The organism is Sphingomonas sp. Sphisp66 (genome assembly GCF_047324325.1).
GTDB lineage: Bacteria > Pseudomonadota > Alphaproteobacteria > Sphingomonadales > Sphingomonadaceae > Sphingomonas.
The window spans coordinates 2,501-25,758 of record NZ_CP168508.1; the positions used below are offsets into that span (position 1 = coordinate 2,501).

The following is a 23,258-nucleotide window of genomic DNA, read 5'->3' on the forward strand; positions in this document are numbered from 1 at the left end:
GCTGAGAAATGAACATCCACACCAAGATACTGCGACACACTGCTCTGCCGAGTTTCGTGTCAGCCTTTGGGCTGATCCAGTGTTGTCGTTGGTGGTGTGGACTCTCAAGTGTGAGGTAAGGGCAATTCGTGGATGCCTTGGCGCATACAGGCGATGAAGGACGTGGCACGCTGCGATAAGCGTGGGGGAGCTGTGAGCAAGCTTTGATCCCACGATTTCCGAATGGGGAAACCCACCTAATCCGATTATCTTGCTCGTCAGCAATGACGGTCAGGGTAATTGGAAAAAGGTATCACTTAGCTGAATAAAATAGGCTTCGTGAAGCGAACCCGGCGAACTGAAACATCTCAGTAACCGGAGGAAAAGACATCAACCGAGATTCCGTTAGTAGTGGCGAGCGAACGCGGACCAGGCCAGTGCTTCTAATTCAACTAGCAGAACGTTCTGGAAAGGACGGCCATAGCGGGTGACAGCCCCGTATGCGAAAGTGATGTTAGAAGACTAGAGTAGGGCGGGACACGTGTAATCCTGTCTGAATATAGGGGGACCACCCTCTAAGCCTAAATACTCGTATGCGACCGATAGCGAACTAGTACCGTGAGGGAAAGGTGAAAAGCACCCCGATGAGGGGAGTGAAACAGTACCTGAAACGGATTGCCTACAAGCAGTTGGAGCCTCTTCATGGGGTGACAGCGTACCTCTTGCATAATGGGTCTGTGACTTAATGTACCAAGCAAGCTTAAGCCGATAGGTGTAGGCGCAGCGAAAGCGAGTCTGAATAGGGCGACTAAGTTTGGTGTATTAGACCCGAAACCCGGCGATCTAGGCATGACCAGGATGAAGGTGGGGTAACACCCACTGGAGGTCCGAACCGATTAACGTTGAAAAGTTACCGGATGAGTTGTGTTTAGGGGTGAAAGGCCAATCAAGCCGGGAAATAGCTGGTTCTCCGCGAAAACTATTGAGGTAGTGCCTCGGACGAACACCCTAGGGGGTAGAGCACTGGATGGATGCGGGGGTCGCGAGATCTACCAATTCTAACCAAACTCCGAATACCTAGGAGTGATATCCGGGAGACAGACGGCGGGTGCTAAGGTCCGTCGTCAAAAGGGAAACAGCCCTGACCTACAGCTAAGGTCCCCAAGTCACGTCTAAGTGGGAAAGCATGTGGGAATCCCAAAACAACCAGGAGGTTGGCTTAGAAGCAGCCATCCTTTAAAGAAAGCGTAACAGCTCACTGGTCTAAATAAGGGTTCCTGCGGCGAAGATGTAACGGGGCTCAAGACGTGCACCGAAGCTTAGGGTGTGTACTTTGTACACGCGGTAGCGGAGCGTTCCGTAAGCCTGTGAAGCGATCTGGTAATGGGTCGTGGAGGTATCGGAAGTGCGAATGCAGACATGAGTAGCGATAAAAAGGGTGAGATGCCCTTTCGCCGAAAGACCAAGGGTTCCTGCGCAAGGCTAATCCGCGCAGGGTGAGCCGGCCCCTAAGACGAGCCCGAAGGGGGTAGTCGATGGGAATCACGTTAATATTCGTGGGCCTGGTGGTGTGTGACGGATGGCGTGTGTTGTATGCTCTTATCGGATTGAGCATGCTTCGAAGCTGTCCCGGGAAATAGCCCCACCGTATAGACCGTACCCGAAACCGACACAGGTGGTCAGGTAGAGTATACCAAGGCGCTTGAGAGAAGTGTCCTGAAGGAACTCGGCAAATTGCCTCCGTACCTTCGGAAGAAGGAGGCCCTCATTTTGCGCAAGCAGATTGAGGGGGCACAGGCCAGGGGGTAGCGACTGTTTAGCAAAAACACAGGGCTCTGCTAAGTCGGCTTCAAGACGACGTATAGGGTCTGACGCCTGCCCGGTGCCTGAAGGTTAAGTGGAGGGGTGCAAGCTCCGAAATGAAGCCCAGGTAAACGGCGGCCGTAACTATAACGGTCCTAAGGTAGCGAAATTCCTTGTCGGGTAAGTTCCGACCTGCACGAATGGCGTAACGACTTCCCCACTGTCTCCAGGACATGCTCAGCGAAATTGAATTCTCCGTGAAGATGCGGAGTACCCGCGGTTAGACGGAAAGACCCCGTGCACCTTTACTGCAGCTTCAGAGTGGCATTGGAAAATAACTGTGTAGCATAGGTGGGAGGCTTTGAAGCGTTGGCGCCAGCTGACGTGGAGCCATAGGTGAAATACCACCCTGTTGTTTTTTAATGTCTAACCTCGAGCCATGAAACTGGCTCAGGGACCCTCTGTGGCGGGTAGTTTGACTGGGGCGGTCGCCTCCTAAAGAGTAACGGAGGCGCGCGAAGGTTGGCTCAGGTCGGTTGGAAACCGACTGTTAGAGTGCAATGGCATAAGCCAGCCTGACTGCGAGACTGACAAGTCGAGCAGAGACGAAAGTCGGTCATAGTGATCCGGTGGTCCCTCGTGGAAGGGCCATCGCTCAACGGATAAAAGGTACGCCGGGGATAACAGGCTGATAACCCCCAAGAGCTCATATCGACGGGGTTGTTTGGCACCTCGATGTCGGCTCATCACATCCTGGGGCTGGAGCAGGTCCCAAGGGTTTGGCTGTTCGCCAATTAAAGTGGTACGTGAGCTGGGTTCAGAACGTCGCGAGACAGTTTGGTCCCTATCTGCCGTGGGCGTCGAAATTTGAGAGGAGTTGACCCTAGTACGAGAGGACCGGGTTGAACATACCTCTGGTGTACCTGTCGTCGTGCCAACGGCGCAGCAGGGTAGCTATGTATGGACGGGATAACCGCTGAAAGCATCTAAGCGGGAAGCCTCCCTCGAGATAAGATTTCTTAGGACGGTCGAAGACCACGACCTTGATAGGCCGGATGTGGAAGTACGGTAACGTATGGAGCTAACCGGTCCTAATTGTCCTATTCGCACTTGATGAGTCCCACCATCAACGACAGCTCTGGCTTTCATTGGATGGATGTTCATCGGTCTTGATTTTGCACGGTTTGAAAAACTTCCCGCCGCACCGGCTTCATTGCTTGGTGGCTATGGCGTCTGTGACCCACCCGATCCCATCCCGAACTCGGCCGTGAAACCAGACAGCGCCGATGGTACTATCGCTTAAGCGATGGAAGAGTAGGTCGTCGCCAGGCATTGAAGCCGGTGCGTCGGGAAGAACCCATTCACTTTGTTTCCTTTGCGGGGCTCTCCCGCCAATCCATTGGCGCGGGATGGAGCAGCCCGGTAGCTCGTCAGGCTCATAACCTGAAGGTCGTAGGTTCAAATCCTACTCCCGCAACCAATGGCCCCGCAATACCACAACGCACCCGTCAGCACCCAGGCTGGCGGGCTTTTTTGTGCCTAATGCACATCGCTCGAGGCGCTTCGCCGGGCAGGCTGGCGGCTTCGCCGTTGACAGCAGCGCCGCTGCACGGCTTTCTCCGCCGCGATGAAGCGCATCCTCCTCGCAATTGCCGCCCTCGCCGTGCTCGCCGCGGGCGTATGGTTCCTTTTCCTGCGCACGACCGGGATCCCGGTCTATGCCGTGACGGTCACCGCCACGCATCCTCATGATCCGACCGCCTTCACCGAAGGGCTCTTCTTCAAGGATGGCGCGCTCTACGAAAGCACGGGCGAGGAAGGGACATCCTTTATCCGCAAGGTCGATCCGGCGACCGGCAAGGTAAGCCAGCAGGTCGATCTGCCGGCGCCCTATTTCGGTGAAGGCATCGTCGCGTTTGGCGACAAGCTCTACCAGCTGACCTGGAAGGACCAGACTGGCTTCACCTACAATCTCAAGGACATGACGCTTGGCGATACCTTCGCCTACCAGGGCGAGGGCTGGGGCATGACCCAGGACGGCAAGAACATCATCATGTCGAATGGCAGCGACGAACTGCGCTTCCTCGACCCGAAGACGATGCAGCAGGTCTCGACGCTCAAGGTCACCGCCAATGGCTGCCCGGTCAAGCAGCTCAACGAGCTCGAATGGATCGACGGTGAGATCTGGGCGAATATCTGGCAGAGCAACCTGGTCGCGCGGATCGATCCGGCTACCGGCAAGGTGGCGAGCTTCCTCGACGTCAGCGCGCTTGGGCCGAAGAATCGCGGCGTCGACGATGTGCCCAACGGCATCGCCTATGACGCCGCAGGCAAGCGCGTGTTCGCCACCGGCAAGCGCTGGCCGCAGCTCTACGAAGTGAAGCAGGGCGCGGCGGTGACCAACAATGCCGATGCGGCGCGGCTGACGACCTGCGCTGGCTGAGCGCCGGTCCATTTTGCGTTCAAACCGGATCGGGCGGCGACCAAATCGGACGCCGCGCCCTGCACATCCTGCTATGCGAGGGAAATGGGGCTGAAAGAGACAACGGGCCTGCGCCACAGGCGCGAAGTGCGCGCGGCGACGCTGCTGGCATTGGCCCTGTGGTGCGTCGCGCTCGTGCTCTGGACGATGCCGGGGCTGGCAGCGGGTAACCCGTTCTCGATGGCGCTGGTGCTGCTGCTGGCCCAGACGTTCGCGGTCGGCCTGGTCTTCTCCGCGATCATCGCAATCGCGCTGATGGGCGTGGAGCGCTGGGATGCGCGCCCGCCGATACTGGCCGCGGCTGCGCTTACCCTGACCCTCGCTCTGGTGCATGGTTGGCTCGACGCAATATTCGTCAACCAGCTGCGCGCGGCGGGCGGATTGGCTGCGGTGCCGATATGGCGCCAGTTCGTCTTCGGGCTGATGCCGTTCATCCTGGTCTATGGCCTCTACGCCTCCGGGCTCGGCCTGGTGTTCAGCAGCATGGTGGCGCAGGAGCGCGAGCGCCAACTCGCCGCGGCGCAGAGCGCTGCGCAGCAGGCCCAGCTCGCGGCGCTGCGTTTCCAGCTCAATCCGCATTTCCTGTTCAACACGCTCAACGCGATTTCCTCGCTGGTCATCACTCGCCGCAACGACGAGGCGGAGGGCATGATCGGCAAGCTCTCGGACTTTCTGCGCGCCAGTCTCGAGGCCGATCCGCAGCGCGAAGTGACGCTGGACGAGGAGTTCGCGACGCTCCAGGCCTATCTGGAGATCGAAGCGGTGCGCTTCCGCGACCGGCTCGACGCCGAGTTCGTCTGCCCGGCCGAACTGCTCGACGCGCTGGTGCCGAGCTTCATCCTGCAGCCGCTGATCGAGAATGCCGTCAAATATGCCGTCGCGCCGTCGCGCCGGGCGGTGCGGATCGTGGTGCGCGCGGCGGCTGCCGAGCCGGCGGTGCTGCACCTCTGCGTCGAGGACGACGGTGGGCAAGCCTTTGGCGGCGGCGCAAAGGGCGGTACCGGCCTTGGCCTCGCCAATGTCCGTCACCGCCTCGAAGCCTTTTACGGGAGCGAGGGCGCGCTGATCGCCACGGCGCGGGAACGCGGCTTCGTCGCATCGATGACGCTGCCGCTTCATCGCGCGCACAGAGCGGAGGCTGCGGAGTGATGCGGGTATTGCTGGTCGATGACGAACCGCTGGCGCTCGACAGGCTGAAAGCGGGATTCGAGGGGATCGAGGACGTCATTGTCGCGGGTACCGCCTGTGACGGCGTCGAGGCGGCGGAGCAGATCCGGGCGCTCGAGCCGGACCTGGTGATCCTCGACATCCAGATGCCGGGGCGTAGCGGCATGGACGTCGCCCGCGCCCTGCGCCCGGGAGAGAGCCGTCCGGAAATCATCTTCGTCACGGCATTCGACCGTTTCGCCACCGATGCCTTCGACGTCGAAGCGGCGGACTATCTGCTGAAGCCCGTGGCCTTCGACCGTCTCAAGCTCGGCGTGGAGCGGGCCCGTCGCCGGCGTGCGCTGCGCGACATGGAGGCACGGGCCACGCCGCTCGCTGCTGCTGCCGTCGCGCCGGCGGAATCGCCCTATGACCAGGGCATCTGGGTGCCGGGGCGCCAGGGTGCCGTGCTGGTGCCCATCTCGACGATCGACTGGATCGAGGCGGCGCGGGACTATGTGCTGCTCAACACCTCGCTCAAGAGCCACATCCTGCGGGCCCGGATGAACGACATCGAGAAGCGGCTCGACCCGGCGACGATGCTGCGCGTCCATCGCTCCCATATCGTGCGGATCGGCGCGGTGGTGGGTGTCGAGCGGCCGGGCAAGGGCGCCCTGCGGGTCGTGCTGTCTGACGGTGCGGTGCTCCAGGTGGGGCCGAATTACCAGGACGCTGTGGAGGCCGCCCTCAAGCTCTAGGCTCGTCGCAGCGCTGTCCGAGCCGATCGCAAAGAGGAAGCGAAAAGGCCGGCCGCGCCTATCGGTTCGAATGGGCGAGGGGGACTCGCCAGGGAGCGGATATTGTCGAACCTGAAGACCTGGGCGCTTGCCGCCACAGCCTTGCTGACCATCGCCAATGGCCCCGCAGCCGAGGATGACTTCGACACGCTGGTCGCCGCCGAGCGAGAGTTCGCCGCCGATGCCGCGGCCCAGGGGATCACGCCTGCGTTCCGCGCGCATGTCGCGCCAGAAGGGCTGCTGATATCTCCGGCACCGCGCCCGGCACCGCCCGAGCTCGCGACGCAGGTCGATCCGCCCGGGGCCAGGCTGGAATGGCAGCCCGAGGCGGCGGGGATCGCGCGTTCCGGCGATCTGGGCTTCACAACCGGGCCTTATGTCATGCGTATTGGGGATCATGTCGCGCATGGCCAGTTCTTCACGATCTGGCGGCGGAGCCCCGACGGCAAATGGCGCTGGCTTATCGATTCGGGCAGCGGCCCCTTCGGGCGGGGCGAGGTAGCGATGCCGGCGCGAGTCGAGCGGATGGGCACCGGCGCGGCAGTGGCAGGGGAAGAGGATCTTGCCACGGTCGAGCAGCGGCTCGACGCCGACGTGACGGCGATTGGCGGTTTCCTTGCCGCCGACGGCCGCGTGCTGCGCCCGGGAGGGCCGCCGGCGATCGGGGAGGTGGGCATCGCCCTTGCCAGGCGAGGGCCCAAGGGCGTCGGCAAGCGGCTCGGTGGTGGCCAGTCCTCCGCGGGCGACCTCGCCTATAGCTATGGCCGGGTCGATGCCGCGGGCGACACGCTGATCGGCCATTATGTGCGCGTCTGGCAGCGCGAGGCCGCAGGCTGGCGCCTGCTCGTCGATCAGTTCGCGCCGTCGCCGCCCAGGCCCGAGGCCAGGGCCGGCGAGGCTGTCCAGCCGACCCCCGGATCGTCGAAGTCGACCACCTCGCCAAGCTCCCAGACATTGGGATAGCCATAGCCGACCAGGTTGATGAAGGTCTGGATGTTGAGCGCGAGCGGCGCCGATTTGAGCGGCACCGGCGGGCGATGGTTGGAAAAGTTGTTGTTGCAGTAGATCAGCACCGGACGGCCCCGATCGGGGCCGATCACCGCCGCAAGCGATTCCGCGGTGAAGTCGGTGAGCGGCAGGTTGACCGCGCCTTTGATATGGCCGCGGGCAAAGGCGTCCCTCGAGCGGGCGTCGAGCAGCAGCGCGTTCTTTTGGCCCGCCATGGCCTGGAAGCGTTCGAAGGACAGTAGCCGCTTGGCCCGCAGTCCGCGCACATCGCGCGTGAGCGTGGTGAAGCCTGCGTAATCGATCTGGGGATTGGCGGGCGCCTCCTGCGGCGTGGCGAGGCTTAGCGCGAGGGCGGTGAGCAGCATCATCGGCATTCTCCCAGGCCAGTCGGACGCGCAACGATCGCCCCGAGCGGCTGCACCTTCGCTGAACAAATGCCTTGTCCTCGCGCGGGGTTCGCCCGGCCAAAGTGAAGGGAGTCGACCAACATGGTTTCACTTTGCCGCCGCTGGCCCGCCGCCGGCTGAAACGGGCGAGGCAGGAGTCGGGCGTCATGCCGAGGACGTAACCACGCAAAATCCTACATTGGAAGCCCCGGACGCGGCGCGAAACAAAGTTGCGCATGCTTCACATCGCGCTACACCTCTCGGCCAAGAGAGAGGGGATGTCAGATGGCCAGCCTGTTCCGGTTGAAGCAGATCGTCGCGGACGAGGATCGTCCGCCCGAGCATCGGCTCGCGCGCACCTTGTCCTGGCCGCACCTCGTCGCGCTTGGCGTCGGCGCGATCGTCGGGACCGGCATCCTCACCCTGATCGGCGTCGGCGCGGACCGCGCAGGGCCGGCGGTGATCCTGTCCTTCGTCGTTGCCGGGGCGATCTGTGCCTGCGCCGCGCTCGCCTATGCCGAGCTGGCGACGATGATCCCGGCCTCGGGCAGCGCCTATACCTATAGCTATGCTTCGCTTGGCGAGATCGTCGCCTGGGTCGTGGGCTGGAGCCTGCTCGCCGAATATACCCTGGTGGTGGCTACCGTCGCGGTGGGCTGGTCGGGCTATGCGACTCCTTTCCTGACCGGGCTGGGCGTGCCGGTGGAGCTCACCCACGGGCCGCAAATGGCGGGCTGGCAGATCGCCCATTGGGGCGTGAACGTGCCGGCGCTGTTCGTGGTCTGGCTGGTCTCGGGGCTGCTTATCGCCGGCACCCGCGAGAGCGCGACGATAAACGCGTTCCTGGTGGTGGTGAAGCTGATCGCGCTCGCTGTTTTCGTCGCGGTGGCACTACCCTATTTCAACGCCGCCAATTTCGATCCCTTCGCACCCTTCGGCTTCGCCAAGCACATGAGCGATGGTGGCGTGGAGCGCGGCGTGATGGCCGCGGCTGCGATCATCTTCTTCGCATTCTACGGCTTCGATGCGATCTCCACCGCGGCGGAAGAGGCGAAGAACCCCGGGCGCGACCTTGCCATTGGCATCGTCGGATCGATGGTCGTCTGCGTCATCATCTACATGGTCGTCGCGCTCGCCGCGGTCGGCGCGCTTTCCTATACCCGCTTTGCCGACAGCCCTGAGCCGCTGGCACTGATCCTGCGCGAGATCGGCCAGCCGGGCGTCGCCAAGTTCCTGGCGCTGAGCGCGATCGTCGCGCTGCCCACGGTGATCCTGGGCTTCCTGTTCGGCCAGAGCCGCATCTTCTTCGTGATGGCGCGCGACGGCATGCTGCCCAAGAGCCTGGCCAAGGTCTCGCGTCGCGGCTCGCCGGTGCGCATCACCATCTTCACCGCTTGCGTGGTCAGCGTGTTCGCCGCCTTCCTGCCGATCGACGAGATCGCCGCGCTGGCCAATGCCGGCACGCTGACTGCCTTTGCCGCTGTGGGCCTGTGCCTGCTCGTCATGCGCCGCCGCGCGCCGGACATGGTCCGCCCGTTCCGGACGCCGCTTCCCTGGGTGGTCGGGCTGGGGGCGATCCTGGGCTGCCTCTATCTGTTCATCAGCCTGCCGACCAAGACGCAGATCTGGTTCGGCTGCTGGAACCTCTTGGGTTTGGTCGTCTACTTCGCTTATGCACGCCGCAACGCAGCAAAGGGGTAAGTGATGGCTGGCTGGACGATCGGGATCATCGGCGGATCGGGTCTCTACGATGTCGAGGGCATCGAGGATGGCGAGTGGCTCTCGACCGAAAGCCCCTGGGGCAAGCCCTCCGACGACTGTTTCGTCGGCTGGGTCGGCCATGTCCGTGTGGTGTTCCTGCCGCGCCATGGCCGTGGCCACCGCATCTCGCCGTCGGACCTGAACGTCCGCGCCAATATCGACGTGCTGAAGCGCCTGGGCGTGACCGACGTGCTGGCGATATCGTCGGTCGGTTCGCTGGCCGAGGAGCGGGCGCCGGGCACCTTCACCATCGCCGACCAGTTCATCGACCGGACCAAGGGCCGGCCCTCGAGCTTCTTCGGCGCAGGCATGGTCGCGCACGTCTCGATGGCCGATCCGGTCTGTCCACGTCTCTCCGCGCTGGCGGCGGATGCGGCCAAGGCGGCGGGAGCGACCACGCATGTCGGCGGCACCTATCTGGCGATGGAAGGCCCGCAATTCTCGACCCGCGCCGAGAGCAATCTCTATCGCAGCTGGGGCTGCGACATCATCGGCATGACCGGCATGCCCGAGGCGAAGCTGTGCCGCGAGGCCGAGCTGCCCTATGCGCTGGTCGGCATGGTCACCGACTATGATTGCTGGCGCGAAGGCGAGGAGGCGGTGGACGTCGCCACGGTGATCGCCCAACTCGGCACCAATGCCGACAAGGCGCGCAAGCTGGTGATGCACCTGCTCAGGAACCTGCCCGAGGAGCGCCCCGCCTCGCCGATCGATACCTGCCTCGATTTCGCGCTGATCACCGCGCCCAATGCCCGCGACCCGCATCTGCTGCGCAAGCTTGACGCCGTTGCCGGCCGCGCTCTCTCCAACTGAGGATCGAACATGTCGTTTCTTGCTGCCCTTGCCCTGCTCGCCGCGCAGGACGCGCCCGCGCCCGATCGCTCGCAGGACATGGCCTGGCAGAGCCAGCAGATGCTGGCGCTCGCCAAGCTCAACGGTGCGGAAGGTTGGCACAGCACGCCCGAGGGGCTGCGCTGGCGGCGGATCAAGGGCGATGGCTCGGGCAAGCACCCGACCGTCGCCGACACGGTGACGCTGCACTATGCCGGCACCTTCATCGACGGTGAGAAGTTCGACAGCTCCTATGATCGCGGCGAGCCCGCGACCTTCCCGCTCGCCAGGCTGATCAAGGGCTGGCAGGTCGCCGTGCCGCTGATGGGCGTGGGCGACACGTTCGAAGTCGCGATCCCGGCCAACCTCGGCTACGGCTTCGAGGGCAAGGGGCCGATCCCCGGCGGGGCCACCCTGCTGTTCAGGATCGAGCTGCTCGACGTCCCTGCTGCCGGCTGAGCCGGAGAGATTTTCCGGGTGCATCTTCGCCCGGACCAGGCACAAAAAAAGGGGCGGTACCCGAAGGTACCGCCCCTAGTTTTTGTTGCCCCGTTTAGAACTTGATGTTCGCGCCCGCCCGGAACGTCCGGCCGATCAGGCCTGCGGCGTGCCACGAGGTCAGGGTGTTGACCTGGCTCGGATAGGCCGTGTTCGCGAACAGCGGCGCATGCGAGTTGGTCACGTTGCCGACCAGACCGAAGAAGCTGAACTGGTCGTTGACCTTCACCGTCAGGTTCACGTCCGTGTAGACGAAGCTGTTGATACGGCAGAAGCTGGCCGTGCCGGTGGTCGGCTTGTAGATGGCCGAGTTGCACGAAATGTCGCCCTTGATCGAGCTCGCCTGGTCAGCCGCAACTGCCTTCATCGAACCCGTGAAATAGGTCGTCGTGCTGAGCGAGAACTGGTCGAACGTGAACGTGTTCTGCCAGTTGCCGCGCCAGCGCGGGGTGCCGCCGCCCGACGACAGATCCTCCGGACCCACCGTGCCGGCATAGCGCTGCACGGGGTCTCCGCCGCCGGGATGGAGATCGTACTTCAGCGTCTCCTGCACATCGATCCGGCTCTCCCAGCGGAAGTTCTCGCTGAACTTGATGCGAGCGTCCGCGGTGAACTCGAGCCCGGCGATCATCGAATAGGCCGTGTTCACATAGGGCGCGTTGACCACGAGCAGGCGCGGCAGCGCGTTGAGAGCGGAGGGGTCCGCTCCATCGACCACCTCGCACGAATAGCCGGCGCCGACGGCGGCAACCTTGGCGCATCCAGCGGCGGCGGCTGCTGCTGCCGAGGCAAAAGACTGGCCCGCAACCGAGTAATAGGCGGCGATGGCGTCCGAGGTCTTCGGTCCGGTGACGATGAGGTTCGACTTCTTCACATTGAAATAGTCGGCCGTGAAGCTCAGCCAGGGAGTCGGCTCGAAGATCGCACCCAGCGTGAAGCTGCGCGAAGTCTCCGGCTTGATCGCGGGGTTGCCGACATAACCGCGACCCAGGCTGTAGGGAGCGATATAGCTCGGGTTGCCCGCGTGCACCGTGGTGAAGGGGGCAACGGGAGTATAACCGACAAAGCCCGAATAGGAGCTGCGCGGATCCGATTCAGCGAAGGTCGGTGCGCGGAAGCCCTCCGAATAGGTGCCGCGGATCGCGAGCTGCTTGATCGGCTGGAACTTCGCGGTCGCCTTGGGCGAGAAGCGGCCGATTCCGGTCGAATAGTGATCGTAACGGCCGGACAGGTTGACGCTGAGCGAGTCCAGCAGCGGCGCCTGTATTTCGAAATAGCCCGCCCAGACCGAGCGATCGCCATACGCCTGTGCGGTCGACAGGCCCGGAATGTCGAGGTTCGGGTTGGCGCTGTTGTTGGTCAGCTTTTCCTTACGATACTGGCCGCCGACGGCCATCTGCAGATCGCCGCCAGGCAGCGTGAACAGGCTGCGGCTGAGCGACGCGTCCACGGTCAGCTCGCTCGAATTCGAGCGGGCGGTGATCGGCGGGAGCACCGAGTTGCGAACCGCAGCGGAGTTGAGGCTCGGATTGACGAAATTATACGAGCCGGTGTTGATCGCCTTGATCAGGCCGTTGAGGTTGGCCCAGCCATATTGGGTGAGGTTGAGGTCCGCACGCGAATAGCCCGCCTCGACATTCCAGTTCCAGGCGTCGGCGATGGTGCCGTGCAGACCGCCGGTCACGCGATACACTTCGTTGGTGCGCGTGCTGCCCGAACGAACGTCGCCGAACAGATAATAGAGGCGCGCAGCACCATTGGCCGGATCGGCGGCGTAGGCGGAGGCATAGGGGTTGTTCGGATTGAGCTTGCGATCGGCAGCCGTCGCGCAATTCACGCCCGAGGAGCAGATATAGACCGGCAGCACGATGCCGGGGTTGGTCGTGGAGGTCGAAGGGGAGCCGCCATATGCCTGGTTCTGACGGACAGAGCGCGGCGGCGAGATGATATCCACCCGGCTGTGCGCGAAGCTTCCGGCGATATACCCCTCGACATTGTCACCCAGGCGGAAGCTTGCCCGTGCGACGGCATCATAGCGCTCCTGCAGCGGCGCAATCTGCGCATATTCGCGGGTGTTGTCATGCTTGCAGGCGGTGCCGACGCGTTGCGTGCCATTCTCCGAATAGGTGCCATAGGTGCAATTCGCGAGCGGCGTCAGCGAGGTGAACAGTGCCGGTGTGGTGGCGTTCGCTACCGAACCCGCGAGCGGATTGTTGAGGTCGGTCTGAGTCGTGCGGGTGACGATCGCATCGGTTGTAGGAGTGTTGAGCGTATCGTCGGCGCGGTTGTTGTCGTTGCCGCCGATCCCGCGAAGGTCGAGCGTGTCGAACGGGAAACCACGCGAGGCAGCCGAGATGCGGCCGCCATATTCATAGTCGCCGCCGACATAGATGTTGAAGCCCTGCGTGTCATAGTCGCCATAGCCGAAGAGCAGCTTCGCGCGGTACTTCGCGCCGTCGCCCTTCTCGGTGGCGCCGCCTTCGATGCTGGCCTCGAGCCCGGTCATCGTCTTGCGGGTGATGATGTTGACCACGCCGCCGATCGCGTCCGCGCCGTACAGCGAGGACGCGCCGTCCTTGAGGACCTGCACCTGCTGGACGTTGGCCATCGGGATGCTGTTGAGGTCGACATAGGAATTGTGGCCGTCGTCGCTCAGCGGGAAGTTCGTCGAGCGCAGGCCATCGACCAGGATCAGCGTGGACGACACGCCGAGGTTGCGCAGCGAAACCGCGGCGCCGCCGGCGGAGAAGCCGCTGGTGAAGCCGTTGCCGATCGAGCCGGCGCCGTCGGCCGAGGCCGAGCGGATCGCGTCGGTTACGTTGGTGATGCCGGCCCGCTCCAGATTCTCGGCGGTGATGACCGTCACCGGCAATGCGGTGTGGGTGTCCGACTGGCGGAAGATGGTGCCGGTGACGACGATCTCGCCATCGCTGGCGGGGGCCTCGGTCTCGGGCGCGGTGGTGGTGGCCGGCGTGTCCTGCGCGAAGGCGGGCGCGGCAAACAGCGAGCCGGCGAGCACGAATGCGGACAGCGCCGCTCCGGTGCGCAGGCGCGCGATCTGAGTCTTCTTCATTAGTTCCTCACTCTCCATGGATCTGCCCAAGGCAGTCGGTGGAATTTCCCTGATCTTCGTCGCCCCATCCCCTGGGGCTTGATGGCGAAGCTGCGGTGAGGATGTGAGAGTGTCTGATTTGTGTAAAGCGCCTCCGATTGTTGCTCCTCTGTTTCTCGATTGTGTGTTTCTGAAAAGCAACACATGCGAGGCGGCGCGCGAGCTCCGCTGTATCCAGGCGCCGTCCGGCCCTGCGGGTACCGGTCGCCGACCTCCAGGCCGCCTGCTCAAGGCACAAAAAAGGGGAGGGCGTCGCCGCCCTCCCCTCGTTGTTCCTGTTGTACCGATCAGGCGGCGAGCTTGCGCAGCACGTAGTGCAGGATGCCGCCGTTGAGGAAATATTCCAGCTCGTTGACGGTATCGATCCGGCAACGGGTGAGGAAGGTTTCCTTGGTGCCGTCCTCACGGGTGAGCTCGACTTCCACGTCCTGACGCGGGCGGAGACCCGCGACGTTCTTGATCGTGAAGGTGTCGCTGCCCTTGAGCTTCAGCGTCTCGCGGGTCACGCCCTCGGCGAACTGCAGCGGCAGGATGCCCATGCCGACCAGGTTCGAACGGTGGATGCGCTCGAAGCTCTCGGTGATGACGGCGCGGACGCCGAGCAGGTTGGTGCCCTTGGCCGCCCAGTCACGCGACGAGCCGGTGCCATATTCCTTGCCCGCGACGATGACGAGCGAAGTGCCATCGGCCTTGTGACGCATTGCGGCGTCGTAAATCGGCATTACCTGACCACCGTAACGGGTCATGCCACCTTCGATGCCGGGCACCATTTCATTCTTGATGCGGATATTGGCGAACGTGCCGCGCACCATGACTTCGTCATTTCCACGGCGTGCGCCGTAGCTGTTGAAGTCCTTCTTCGAGACCTGATGCTCCTGCAGGAAGGTGCCTGCGGGGCTGTCGGCCTTGATCGAGCCGGCGGGGCTGATGTGGTCGGTGGTGATCGAGTCGCCGAGGATGGCGAGGGGCTTGGCCTCGAGGATGTCGGTGACCGGGGCGGGGGTCATCGTAAGGCCCTCGAAATAGGGCGGATTGTGGATGTAGGTCGAGCTGGTCGGCCACGAATAGGTGTCCGAGCCGGTGACGTCGATCTTCTGCCAGTGCGAATCGCCGGCGTACACGTTCGCGTAGCGCGAGCGGAACATCTTGTCGTCGATGTTGGCAGTGATCAGCCCCGCGACTTCCTCGTTCGACGGCCAGATGTCCTTCAGGAACACGTCCGCACCGTCCGAGCCCTGGCCGATCGGCGTCTCGTACATGTCCTCGGTCACCGTGCCCTTGAGCGCATAGGCCACCACCAGCGGCGGCGAGGCGAGGAAGTTGGCGCGCACGTCGGGGCTCACGCGGCCCTCGAAGTTGCGGTTGCCCGAGAGGACCGAGGCGGCGACGATGTCGTTGCCGTTGATCGCCGCCGAGATCGGCTCGGCGAGCGGGCCCGAATTGCCGATGCAGGTGGTGCAGCCATAGCCGACCAGGTTGAACCCGATCGCGTCGAGATCCTCGGACAGGCCGGTCTTGTTGAGATAGTCGGTCACCACCTGCGAGCCCGGCGCCAGCGAGGTCTTCACCCAGGGCTTGCGGGTCAGGCCCTTCTCGCGCGCCTTGCGGGCGACGAGGCCGGCCGCGATCAGCACCGAGGGGTTGGACGTGTTCGTGCACGAGGTGATCGCCGCGATCACCACGTCGCCGTCGCCGATGTCGTGGTCGCGACCTTCGACGTCCACACGGACCGCATGGTCCTTCTTGTAGACCTTGGTCAGGTCGCCGTTGAACACTTCGTCGACGCTGTCGAGGCTGACCCGGTCCTGCGGGCGCTTCGGGCCGGCGAGGCTCGGGCGGACGCTGCTCATGTCGAGCTCCAGCGTGTCCGTGAAGATCGGCTCCTCGGCCGTGACGTCGTGCCACATGCCCTGCGCCTTGGCATAGGCCTCGACCAGCGCGACGGTCTCGTCCGGACGGCCGGTGAGGCGCATGTAATCGAGCGTCTTGTCGTCGATCGGGAAGAAGCCGCAGGTCGCGCCGTACTCGGGCGCCATGTTGGCGATCGTCGCGCGGTCCGCCAGCGTCATCGCGTGCAGGCCCGGGCCGTAGAATTCGACGAAGCGGCCGACGACGCCCTTGGCGCGCAGCATCTGGGTGACGGTCAGCACCAGGTCGGTCGCGGTGATGCCCTCGCCGAGCTTGCCGGTCAGCTTGAAGCCGACCACCTCGGGGATGAGCATCGACACCGGCTGGCCGAGCATCGCGGCCTCGGCCTCGATGCCGCCGACGCCCCAGCCGAGCACGCCCAGGCCGTTGACCATCGTGGTGTGGCTGTCGGTGCCGACCAGCGTGTCGGGATAAGCGATCGTCGCGCCGTCGCCGGTGACCGACGACCAGATCGACTGCGAGATGTACTCGAGGTTCACCTGGTGGCAGATGCCGGTGCCCGGGGGCACGACCGAGAAGTTGTTCAGCGCCTTGGAGCCCCACTTCAGGAACTCGTAGCGCTCGGCATTGCGCTCATATTCGAGCGCGACATTGTCCTCGAACGCCTTGGGCGTGCCGAACTCGTCGACCATCACCGAGTGATCGATGACGAGGTGGACGGGGACCTGCGGATTGATCTTCTGCGCATCGCCGCCGAGCTTGGTGATCGCATCGCGCATCGCGGCAAGGTCGACCACGCAGGGCACGCCGGTGAAGTCCTGCATCAGCACGCGGGCCGGGCGATACTGGATCTCGCGGTTCGAGCGCGCGTCCTTCTGCCAGTCGACGATCGCCTGGGCATCGTCCTTGGTGACGGTGACGCCGTCCTCGAAGCGCAGCATGTTCTCGAGCAGCACCTTCATCGAGAAGGGCAGGCGGCTGATGTCGCCGAGCTTCTTCGCGGCCTTGGGCAGCGAGAAATAGTCATAGCTGGCGGTGCCGACGGTGAGCGTGTCGCGGGTGCCGAGGGTATCGTTGCCGATCGCGGTCATGAGGCGCGGGGTCCTTTCTTTTGTCCGGCCGGGCGCTCGGGGGACGTGGCTCCCGTACAGGGCCGCGCGGGCGCACCGGAGTGCTGCGAATGCGAAGATTCGCGGGTGCCGCTAGCACGCGGGAGGGGGAGGGGAAGGGGAGGCGGGTGCAGAGGTGGCGATGGAATTTGAATGGAGAGATTGGGCAAATAGCGGACGGCCTGCTTTCAACTCCTGGAACCGCGAAAACGCATGGGTGAAGCTCCCGGTGGCTGGGCGATTCGAACTAAGCGAGGACTGGCCGACAAATCTTCTAATGATCGATCCTTTGGGTTGACCTCGCCATAATGCGCCGGCTCAAATGTGATCATGGACATTAAGCTCATTCGCGCATTCATCGCTTCGCCTGGCGGTCTAGAGGAAGAACGACGGGCAGCATTCGCGGCGGCGAAGGAAGTCAACAAGTCGGTTGCCATGCCGATGGGGGGCAGGCTTGAGTTGATCGGTTGGGAGGACACGCTGTCGGGCAACGGCAGGCCCCAGGCGACTATCAACGCAGAGATGGAGACCTGCGACCTCTTTATCGGGGCAATCTGGTCAAGCTGGGGATCAAGGCCATCTATAGGCGGTCCCTACACGTCGGGATTTGAGGAAGAATTCGAGCTCTCTCGCGAACGACACGCGAGAACCGGTAGCCCGCTGATGGCGATGTTCTTCAAGAGCGTCGAAGCCAATCAAATGCGCGACCCGGGCCAGGATTTGCAGAAGGTCTTGGCGTTTCAGGAGAAGCTGAAGACGGAGAAAAGCTTCCTCTATGGCACCTTTGGCCAAGTTGAGGAGTTCGCGGCGAAAGTGCGCGAGTTCCTCTCGACACACGTGATAAACATTTTGCACCAACCCACGGCAGCCCAAGAAGAGCGCCTTATCATCAAGGAGCGGCAACCGTCGGAAGTAGATCCGGTTCCGGCCGACGTTGGAGAGGGGGACTTCCCTGACGCAAAGTTCCTGAGCGCGGCTGCGACGGGGTTGCAGACGGAAATAGGGCTTGGCTCGCTCGATATCGCTCGCCTGCGATTGATTGCGAGTGCGTACGCCGGTTCAAACAATGACAAGCAGTCGCTGGGCGTCCACGACGCGAACCTAATCTACGCGGCGAGGAAGCAGTCGGACCTATCGATCATGGAAATGTTTGGACTACTGGAGTCGGGACTTGGTCACCTGCGTGATCAAAATGTGCCCATCTGGACTTGGCTGACGGAATTGAATGAAGGCAGAGGCGGTCTGCTCATAAATATCAGCCGCTTCTCGGCGCCCGCTGAAGCCGCCGGTGCAATCGAAGCGATGCGCCTACTGCAGGTGTCTATCGGGGAGTCTGAGTCGGGCGAGGAAGATCTGGTGGAGGGTGAATGGCTTGGTCAGGGAAAGCCAATCGAGGTCAAGATAGCAGCGCTTAGGTACCTCCGGGATCTCGGTGGTGCTCGTGAGCTGCCTTGCGTGGAGCGCGAGATTGATCGCTCGGATAGGGAGACGTTGACGCAGGCAATCGAGACTGCGGTTAAGATGCTTCTGCGCTCAAGCGGTCAGGACGCAATTAAGTTCGTTCTCCGGAGGTCTTTTGAAACTCTCGATGTCGACGTTTTGAGCGAGGTGCTTTCACATCTCAGTTTAATCTCAGTCCAGGAGTTAGAGGCAGGGCTCGACCATCGATCCGCGGAGGTGCGGGCCGCTGTTTTGGGCGAGCTGAGCGAACGTGATGCCGTTGACATGGCGACTCTAGAACGCGCTCAATCGGATGTTGCACCCATCGTGAGATACGCCGCGCTTCGCGCACTCGATCGAATGGGCCAATCGCCGTCTCTCGACGAAGCCGAGAAGATTCTCGGGAAGGCTAAGCCTGGGTGGGGTGTTTTCGGTCTAATAGGTTCGCAGGATACTGCAGGCCTCGCGCTTTTCGACGCCTACGCCGCCGACAGGATGCGCTCGATGTCGCAGGCCTCACTTGAGGCTCTACTCGGCTCCCCCTCACACCGGGCGGTCGCCTATCGCACGCTCGCTGCGCGAAGGATCGCCGAGTATCCGGCAATGCTGCGCGCTGATTTGGCCGACGGTTTCGAGAAATATGTCGCGACCAATTGGCCAGACGGGATCAAGCTGCCGGCCGGAGCGGCGGGGCTACTGTCGCTTAGGATTGGAAACTCCGATCCCGTGAAGGCAAAGGAGCGTGAACTTACTACTAAGGCGCTTGATGTCATTGCACGCAAGCTGGATCGCAACGATCTATCGCTCATTCGATCAGTTCTTGATAATCGTGAGATAGGTCCATCAAGTTCTGTAATTGCATATTTTAAGGCATTTTCCGAGTTCGAGGATATCCCGAGAATCGCTCGGACACCGCTTTCGCGGATCAATGCTGTAGATAGAGGTGATTATTACGCCGATTTCATCGAAGCTGCGCGGATTATACTAAAATTAAATCGCAGAACGTCAGCAGAATTGTTGGCATTTGAAATTCCGGCGTACATGAAAGGCAAGATAATTGAGGTGATGACCGCAAAGGACTTTGCGTCGATGAAGGACACTGAGATCGTTGACCTGCTACTGAGCGAAGACAGCGAAATCCGGAGGCAGACCGCGAAGAAGGTACCTATGAGTGTAACCCGAACGAGGGTGTCTCGAATTCTGAATGCCTATCGTTCTGATTCTGGAGGTAAATATTATATCGTTACCCACTGGTTAGATCTTGGGCTAGCATACGATCGTGCGACAGCTCGCCGCGTGGCTAGCGCTGAGCGCTGAGCGCTGATCTCTAAGTCCATCCACCGGTCTAAATTGAAGGCCGACATAAATTAGGGTCCAGTGTCACCGATCATCTCGATCTGTTTGCCCGTGAACTGGAGTTGTATAAGTTGCGAACGATGCCTGACTGCTTCCAGGAGCTGCTGCGGACAGTTGAATGACTCGCGATGGGGCCGACAGCGGGCTGTCCCTAAAATATGTTCCACATTTGTTCTTCCAAAATAGGAAAATCCCCCATAACTGACTCCGCTCCTGCAGCAGCGGAGCGAGTCGGATGGCGGGCGAATTCGGGCGGCAATATTGGTCGGGGGCGGTGCGGGAGGCGTTTCTGCGCGGGCTCGCGACGCATGGGTCGGTGCGGCGGGCGTGCCGCGAGACGGGGATGAGCGTCGCCGGCGCCTATGGCGTGCGCAAGCGGGACGCGGACTTTGCCCGGCTCTGGGAGAAGGCGGTGGCGCGGGCCGGGGCCGAGCGGGTGGCGCGGCTCTCCGGGGCGGCGGCGCGGGCCGGCCGGCGCGACGGCATGTTCGGCGACTATCGCAAGCGACATGACGGCTGGACCGAGATCCGCACGCGCATCTTCCTGCGGGCGCTCGGCGAGACCGGCTGCGTGCGCGATGCCTGTGCGCGGGCGCATATCTCCAACCAGTCGGCCTATCGGATGCGGCGGCGCGATGCGAAGTTCGCCGCGGCCTGGGAGAAGGCGCTCGACGAGAGCGTGCCGACGCTCGAGCAGGCGGCCTGGGAGCGCGCGGTGGAGGGCTGGGAAGAGATCGTGTGGAAGGACGGCGTCGAGGTCTCGCGCAAGCGGCGCTATTCGGACGGGCTGCTCAAGTTCCTGCTCGCGCGCGGGCGGCCCGGCCAGGCGGCGCAAGGGGCCAGCCAAGGCGAGCTGATCGATATCGCCCATGCGGCGGCGCGGGCCGCGGGCGGCATCTTCGAGACGCGGGCGACCGCGGAGGAGACCAATGCCGCGATCCTGAAGAAGCTCGAGATGATCGACCGGGCGCGGGCGATGAAGGCCGCGGAGGATGCGGAGGACTCCGATCGGGAAGCGGCGCGGGCGGCGGAGGCCGGGGAGCGGGGCGAGGGGGAAGACTGGGAGGACTGTGAGGAGGAAGTGGTGGCGCCGCCGCCTGCCGTGCTTCCGCGGATCACCGGGTGTTCGGGGGGATAGATGGCGGCTTTTCTTTTCCGACGGGTGGGCCCGGTCTCCGCCGGACTTTCAAGTCTGGGCCCCGGCCTTCGCCGGGGAAAAGGAAGGGCGTGGGGGGAGTCCGGGACGGTGGCGCGGTAAGGGCGCGGGCCGGAGCCCGCGCCCACCGATGGTGACCGACGGGTGGGAGCCCGACAGCCCGCTTGGCCGCCGCATTGGGACGGCGGCCTTGCCTCTGGGGAGCGACGTCATGCCGCCCGAGTCCCTCGATTTGGGCCGGCTATTGGCGCGCGCGGCACTGCCCTCAAGCGAGTCGCTGCCCATTTTGGCGGAAGTGGCGCGCCGGCGGGCGCCGGATGCGATCAGTCGAAGGAAACGGGCTCGGGACGGCCGGTCAGATAGGCGCGGGCGGGGTCGTGGAGCGGGAAGCCGTTCACCCCGAGCCGGGCGAGGAGCAGCCGGACGGTGGAGAAGCTTCGGGTGCTGGTCTCGATCGCCTCGGGCCGGTTGAGCCAGGCCTCGGACACCAGCAGCTTCTTGCCGACGCGCTCGACCCGGCCGTCGTCGAGCAGGCGGACGAGGCGGCGGCGGACGGTCGCCTCGGGCAGGCCGAGCGCGCGGGCGACGGCGCTGGTGCGCACCGGCTGGCGCAGGTGGGAAGGGGGCTCCTTGCGGCCATCGGCATAATGCCAGGCGAGCTCGCGATCGGCGTTGAGGAGGCGCGAATTGGCCGCGTAGATCGTCGAGAACAGGACGAGCTCGAGCCAGTCGGCATGGGCGCGGCGATTGGTGTCGATCACCGCGAGCATCAGGTCGATCGCGGCCTGGACGCCGGCGGCGTGGTGATAGGGGCGCACGGTGCCGACCTCGGGCATCGGCACGCCGGCGCGGGCCATGTCGGCGACGAAGCGGACGGCGGCGTCGTGGACCAGGGTGAGGAACGCGGTCAGGTCGGGCGACTGGATCTCGGCATGATTGGCATGGACGCCGTCGGCGCCGCGCCTGCACCAGCCGGCATCGACCAGCGCATGGACGTGGCGGCGGACGGTCTCGTACGGGCGCGACAGCGACATGGCGAGCGAATGGGCCGAGACGGTGGGGGCGAGGCCGGCGCGCGCGTCGAACGGATAGGTGTCGCGGGCGATCACCGCGAAGATCGTCACCCGGTCGAGGTCACCGTCGAACATGCGGATCGCGCGGGCGAGCACAGTGGTCTGCAGCTCGGCGAGCAAGCGGGTCATGAGCCGGATCGGCGGGGGATCGAGAGGCAGGCGGATCGACATGCTTCGGGCGGATATTTGCCGCTGCGAACGCCGGCAGCTAGTCCGGGGATTCCGCAATTCGCCATTTTGAGTAGCAGCAAATGTCGGATTCCCTAGGGAAATCCGTCCGAGGGGCCCGCACGGGTAACCATGTTTCGGGGCGCTTGCGGTGGCGGGCCGGGCGGGGGAGTATCCGCGGCGAGGAGACGGGCATGGGGATGCGGGGCTTGGTTGCGGGGGTGCTGGTGGCGCTGGCGGCGGGGGTGGTGCCGGCGGCGGCGCAGGTCGCGGCGCCCGTCGCACCGGTGCCGCCCGCGCGGCCGGCTTGCCGCGAAGTGGCGGACCTGCCCTTCCTGGCGATCGACGCCGACAGTGCCGCGCGGCTGGGCGGGATCGGGCTCGACCGGGCGGCGATCTTCGCGCAGATGCACGAGACCTCGATCCCCGAGACGATGGGCTGCTGGGCGATGCCGGTGGGCAATTTCGACAGCCAGCTGGTCTCGGTCGGCATGGCGCAGTGGAATTTCGGGACGGGCAGCCTGCAGCCGCTGTTGAAGGCGTGGAGGAAGGCGCGGGGCGGCAGCTTCCGGCGCGCGCGCAAGGCGCTGATGCCGGTCTATGGCCGGCTGGTCTTCTCGCGCGACTGCCTGGCGGTGCCGGTGAAGGCGAAGTGCCGGGAGAAGATCCTCGCGGCGCATGGCAGCGACGGCAAGCTCAACCCGGTGCTCTGGGGCGAGTTCAACGCGCTGTTCGAGAGCGACGCGATGCTGCAGGTGCAGCTCGACACCTATCTGGTGCTGCTCGAGGACGTGCGGCAGGACCTGTTGCGGGTGTTCCCCGAAGGGCCGATCACGCGCCGGAAGGTGCGCTGGGCGGTGGATACCAAGGTGCAGCAGGGCGGCTTCCCGCTCGACGAGGACCTCGCCCGGCTGCGGCGCAAGCTCGCCGCCATGCCCGAGGGCGAGCGCTGGGAGCGGCTGGGGGCGATCTTCGCCTGGTACGGCGCGCTGGCGCGGAGCATCGACCAGGACGGGGTGCAGCGCGACTGGGCGTGGAACCTGGACCGCTGGCAATGCCTGCTCGACCAGCGGCGGATCGATCCGGAGCAGTACGAGATGCTCCACCTCACCTTCCTGCGGAGCCGCACCGCGATCGGCAATTCGGGGCGCTGGCAGGCGCTGACCTTCGAGCGGCGGGCGCGGATCATCCTTGGGGTAGGCAGCGTCTCCGGCAAGACGGACGGAGAATGTTTGCGCTGACCCCTTGGAACCGGCCGCGCCGACAGCCATTACGTGACGGGAA

General features: G+C 63.8%; 14 protein-coding genes, 1 tRNA gene and 2 rRNA genes. 13 read left to right on the forward strand and 4 right to left on the reverse strand.

The annotated features are described in order from the left end of the window. The first annotated feature begins 105 nt into the window (after positions 1–105). The 7 genes from ACEN8G_RS00020 to ACEN8G_RS00050 all read left to right on the forward strand — a co-directional run bounded on the left by ACEN8G_RS00020 (position 106) and on the right by ACEN8G_RS00050 (position 7,170). Positions 106–2,897, forward strand: a 23S ribosomal RNA gene (locus tag ACEN8G_RS00020). A gap of 101 nt (positions 2,898–2,998) precedes the next feature. Then, a 5S ribosomal RNA gene (rrf, locus tag ACEN8G_RS00025) occupies positions 2,999–3,113 on the forward strand. Positions 3,114–3,185: 72 nt separating this feature from the next. Beyond that, positions 3,186–3,262, forward strand: a tRNA-Met gene (locus tag ACEN8G_RS00030). A gap of 147 nt (positions 3,263–3,409) precedes the next feature. Further along, the gene (locus ACEN8G_RS00035) at positions 3,410–4,225 is read left to right on the forward strand and encodes a glutaminyl-peptide cyclotransferase (RefSeq protein ID WP_413416821.1); all 816 of its coding nucleotides are present in this window, start codon (positions 3,410–3,412) and stop codon (positions 4,223–4,225) included. 84 nt (positions 4,226–4,309) lie between these two features. Then, positions 4,310–5,413, forward strand: coding sequence for a sensor histidine kinase (locus ACEN8G_RS00040; protein WP_413416823.1), 1,104 nt, complete (start codon positions 4,310–4,312; stop codon positions 5,411–5,413). Continuing rightward, complete coding sequence (locus ACEN8G_RS00045) at positions 5,413–6,168, forward strand: LytR/AlgR family response regulator transcription factor (RefSeq protein ID WP_413416841.1); 756 nt, start codon at positions 5,413–5,415, stop codon at positions 6,166–6,168. Before ACEN8G_RS00040 ends, ACEN8G_RS00045 begins: the two co-directional genes overlap by 1 nt. 102 nt (positions 6,169–6,270) lie before the next feature. Beyond that, positions 6,271–7,170: a hypothetical protein gene (locus ACEN8G_RS00050; protein WP_413416825.1), complete on the forward strand. Its 900-nt coding sequence runs from the start codon at positions 6,271–6,273 to the stop codon at positions 7,168–7,170. Here the strand turns inward: ACEN8G_RS00050 and ACEN8G_RS00055 are convergent. Further along, the gene (locus tag ACEN8G_RS00055) at positions 7,059–7,583 is read right to left on the reverse strand and encodes a rhodanese-like domain-containing protein (protein ID WP_413416827.1); all 525 of its coding nucleotides are present in this window, start codon (positions 7,581–7,583) and stop codon (positions 7,059–7,061) included. The two genes, ACEN8G_RS00050 and ACEN8G_RS00055, sit on opposite strands and share 112 nt — an antisense overlap. 303 nt (positions 7,584–7,886) lie before the next feature. Between ACEN8G_RS00055 and ACEN8G_RS00060 the strand changes: the two genes are divergently transcribed. The 3 genes from ACEN8G_RS00060 to ACEN8G_RS00070 are packed head-to-tail and all read left to right on the forward strand — an operon-like array spanning position 7,887 to position 10,652. Beyond that, positions 7,887–9,302: an amino acid permease gene (locus tag ACEN8G_RS00060; protein ID WP_413416829.1), complete on the forward strand. Its 1,416-nt coding sequence runs from the start codon at positions 7,887–7,889 to the stop codon at positions 9,300–9,302. A 3-nt stretch (positions 9,303–9,305) separates the two neighbouring features. Continuing rightward, positions 9,306–10,175: an S-methyl-5'-thioadenosine phosphorylase gene (gene mtnP, locus ACEN8G_RS00065; RefSeq protein WP_307119619.1), complete on the forward strand. Its 870-nt coding sequence runs from the start codon at positions 9,306–9,308 to the stop codon at positions 10,173–10,175. Positions 10,176–10,184: 9 nt separating this feature from the next. Further along, the gene (locus tag ACEN8G_RS00070; RefSeq protein WP_413416831.1) at positions 10,185–10,652 is read left to right on the forward strand and encodes an FKBP-type peptidyl-prolyl cis-trans isomerase; all 468 of its coding nucleotides are present in this window, start codon (positions 10,185–10,187) and stop codon (positions 10,650–10,652) included. 94 nt (positions 10,653–10,746) lie between these two features. Here the strand turns inward: ACEN8G_RS00070 and ACEN8G_RS00075 are convergent, their stop codons facing one another. Further along, on the reverse strand, positions 10,747–13,764 hold the full coding sequence (locus tag ACEN8G_RS00075) for a TonB-dependent receptor plug domain-containing protein (protein ID WP_413416833.1): 3,018 nt from the start codon (positions 13,762–13,764) through the stop codon (positions 10,747–10,749). A 326-nt stretch (positions 13,765–14,090) separates the two neighbouring features. Then, positions 14,091–16,763: an aconitate hydratase AcnA gene (gene acnA, locus ACEN8G_RS00080; protein ID WP_413416835.1), complete on the reverse strand. Its 2,673-nt coding sequence runs from the start codon at positions 16,761–16,763 to the stop codon at positions 14,091–14,093. 348 nt (positions 16,764–17,111) lie between these two features. Between acnA and ACEN8G_RS00085 the strand changes: the two genes are divergently transcribed. Next, positions 17,112–19,538: a HEAT repeat domain-containing protein gene (locus ACEN8G_RS00085; RefSeq protein ID WP_413416837.1), complete on the forward strand. Its 2,427-nt coding sequence runs from the start codon at positions 17,112–17,114 to the stop codon at positions 19,536–19,538. Positions 19,539–19,812: 274 nt separating this feature from the next. Further along, the gene (locus ACEN8G_RS00090) at positions 19,813–20,715 is read left to right on the forward strand and encodes a hypothetical protein (RefSeq protein ID WP_413416839.1); all 903 of its coding nucleotides are present in this window, start codon (positions 19,813–19,815) and stop codon (positions 20,713–20,715) included. A 341-nt stretch (positions 20,716–21,056) separates the two neighbouring features. Here the strand turns inward: ACEN8G_RS00090 and ACEN8G_RS00095 are convergent, their stop codons facing one another. Then, positions 21,057–21,935: a hypothetical protein gene (locus ACEN8G_RS00095; protein WP_413419412.1), complete on the reverse strand. Its 879-nt coding sequence runs from the start codon at positions 21,933–21,935 to the stop codon at positions 21,057–21,059. A 239-nt stretch (positions 21,936–22,174) separates the two neighbouring features. On the opposite strand from ACEN8G_RS00095, the gene ACEN8G_RS00100 reads away from it, so the two are divergent. Next, positions 22,175–23,215: a hypothetical protein gene (locus ACEN8G_RS00100; protein ID WP_413740703.1), complete on the forward strand. Its 1,041-nt coding sequence runs from the start codon at positions 22,175–22,177 to the stop codon at positions 23,213–23,215. Positions 23,216–23,258: the final 43 nt, after the last annotated feature.

Coding starts and splice junctions, on each gene's coding strand:
- ACEN8G_RS00035 (WP_413416821.1), top strand. CDS start 3,410: ATGAAGCGCATCCTCCTCGCAATTGCCGCCCTCGCCGTGCTCGCCGCG.
- ACEN8G_RS00040 (WP_413416823.1), top strand. CDS start 4,310: ATGGGGCTGAAAGAGACAACGGGCCTGCGCCACAGGCGCGAAGTGCGC.
- ACEN8G_RS00045 (WP_413416841.1), top strand. CDS start 5,413: ATGCGGGTATTGCTGGTCGATGACGAACCGCTGGCGCTCGACAGGCTG.
- ACEN8G_RS00055 (WP_413416827.1), bottom strand. CDS start 7,583: ATGATGCTGCTCACCGCCCTCGCGCTAAGCCTCGCCACGCCGCAGGAG.
- ACEN8G_RS00060 (WP_413416829.1), top strand. CDS start 7,887: ATGGCCAGCCTGTTCCGGTTGAAGCAGATCGTCGCGGACGAGGATCGT.
- mtnP (WP_307119619.1), top strand. CDS start 9,306: ATGGCTGGCTGGACGATCGGGATCATCGGCGGATCGGGTCTCTACGAT.
- ACEN8G_RS00070 (WP_413416831.1), top strand. CDS start 10,185: ATGTCGTTTCTTGCTGCCCTTGCCCTGCTCGCCGCGCAGGACGCGCCC.
- ACEN8G_RS00075 (WP_413416833.1), bottom strand. CDS start 13,764: ATGAAGAAGACTCAGATCGCGCGCCTGCGCACCGGAGCGGCGCTGTCC.
- acnA (WP_413416835.1), bottom strand. CDS start 16,763: ATGACCGCGATCGGCAACGATACCCTCGGCACCCGCGACACGCTCACC.
- ACEN8G_RS00085 (WP_413416837.1), top strand. CDS start 17,112: ATGGACATTAAGCTCATTCGCGCATTCATCGCTTCGCCTGGCGGTCTA.
- ACEN8G_RS00090 (WP_413416839.1), top strand. CDS start 19,813: ATGGCGGGCGAATTCGGGCGGCAATATTGGTCGGGGGCGGTGCGGGAG.
- ACEN8G_RS00095 (WP_413419412.1), bottom strand. CDS start 21,935: ATGACCCGCTTGCTCGCCGAGCTGCAGACCACTGTGCTCGCCCGCGCG.
- ACEN8G_RS00100 (WP_413740703.1), top strand. CDS start 22,175: ATGCGGGGCTTGGTTGCGGGGGTGCTGGTGGCGCTGGCGGCGGGGGTG.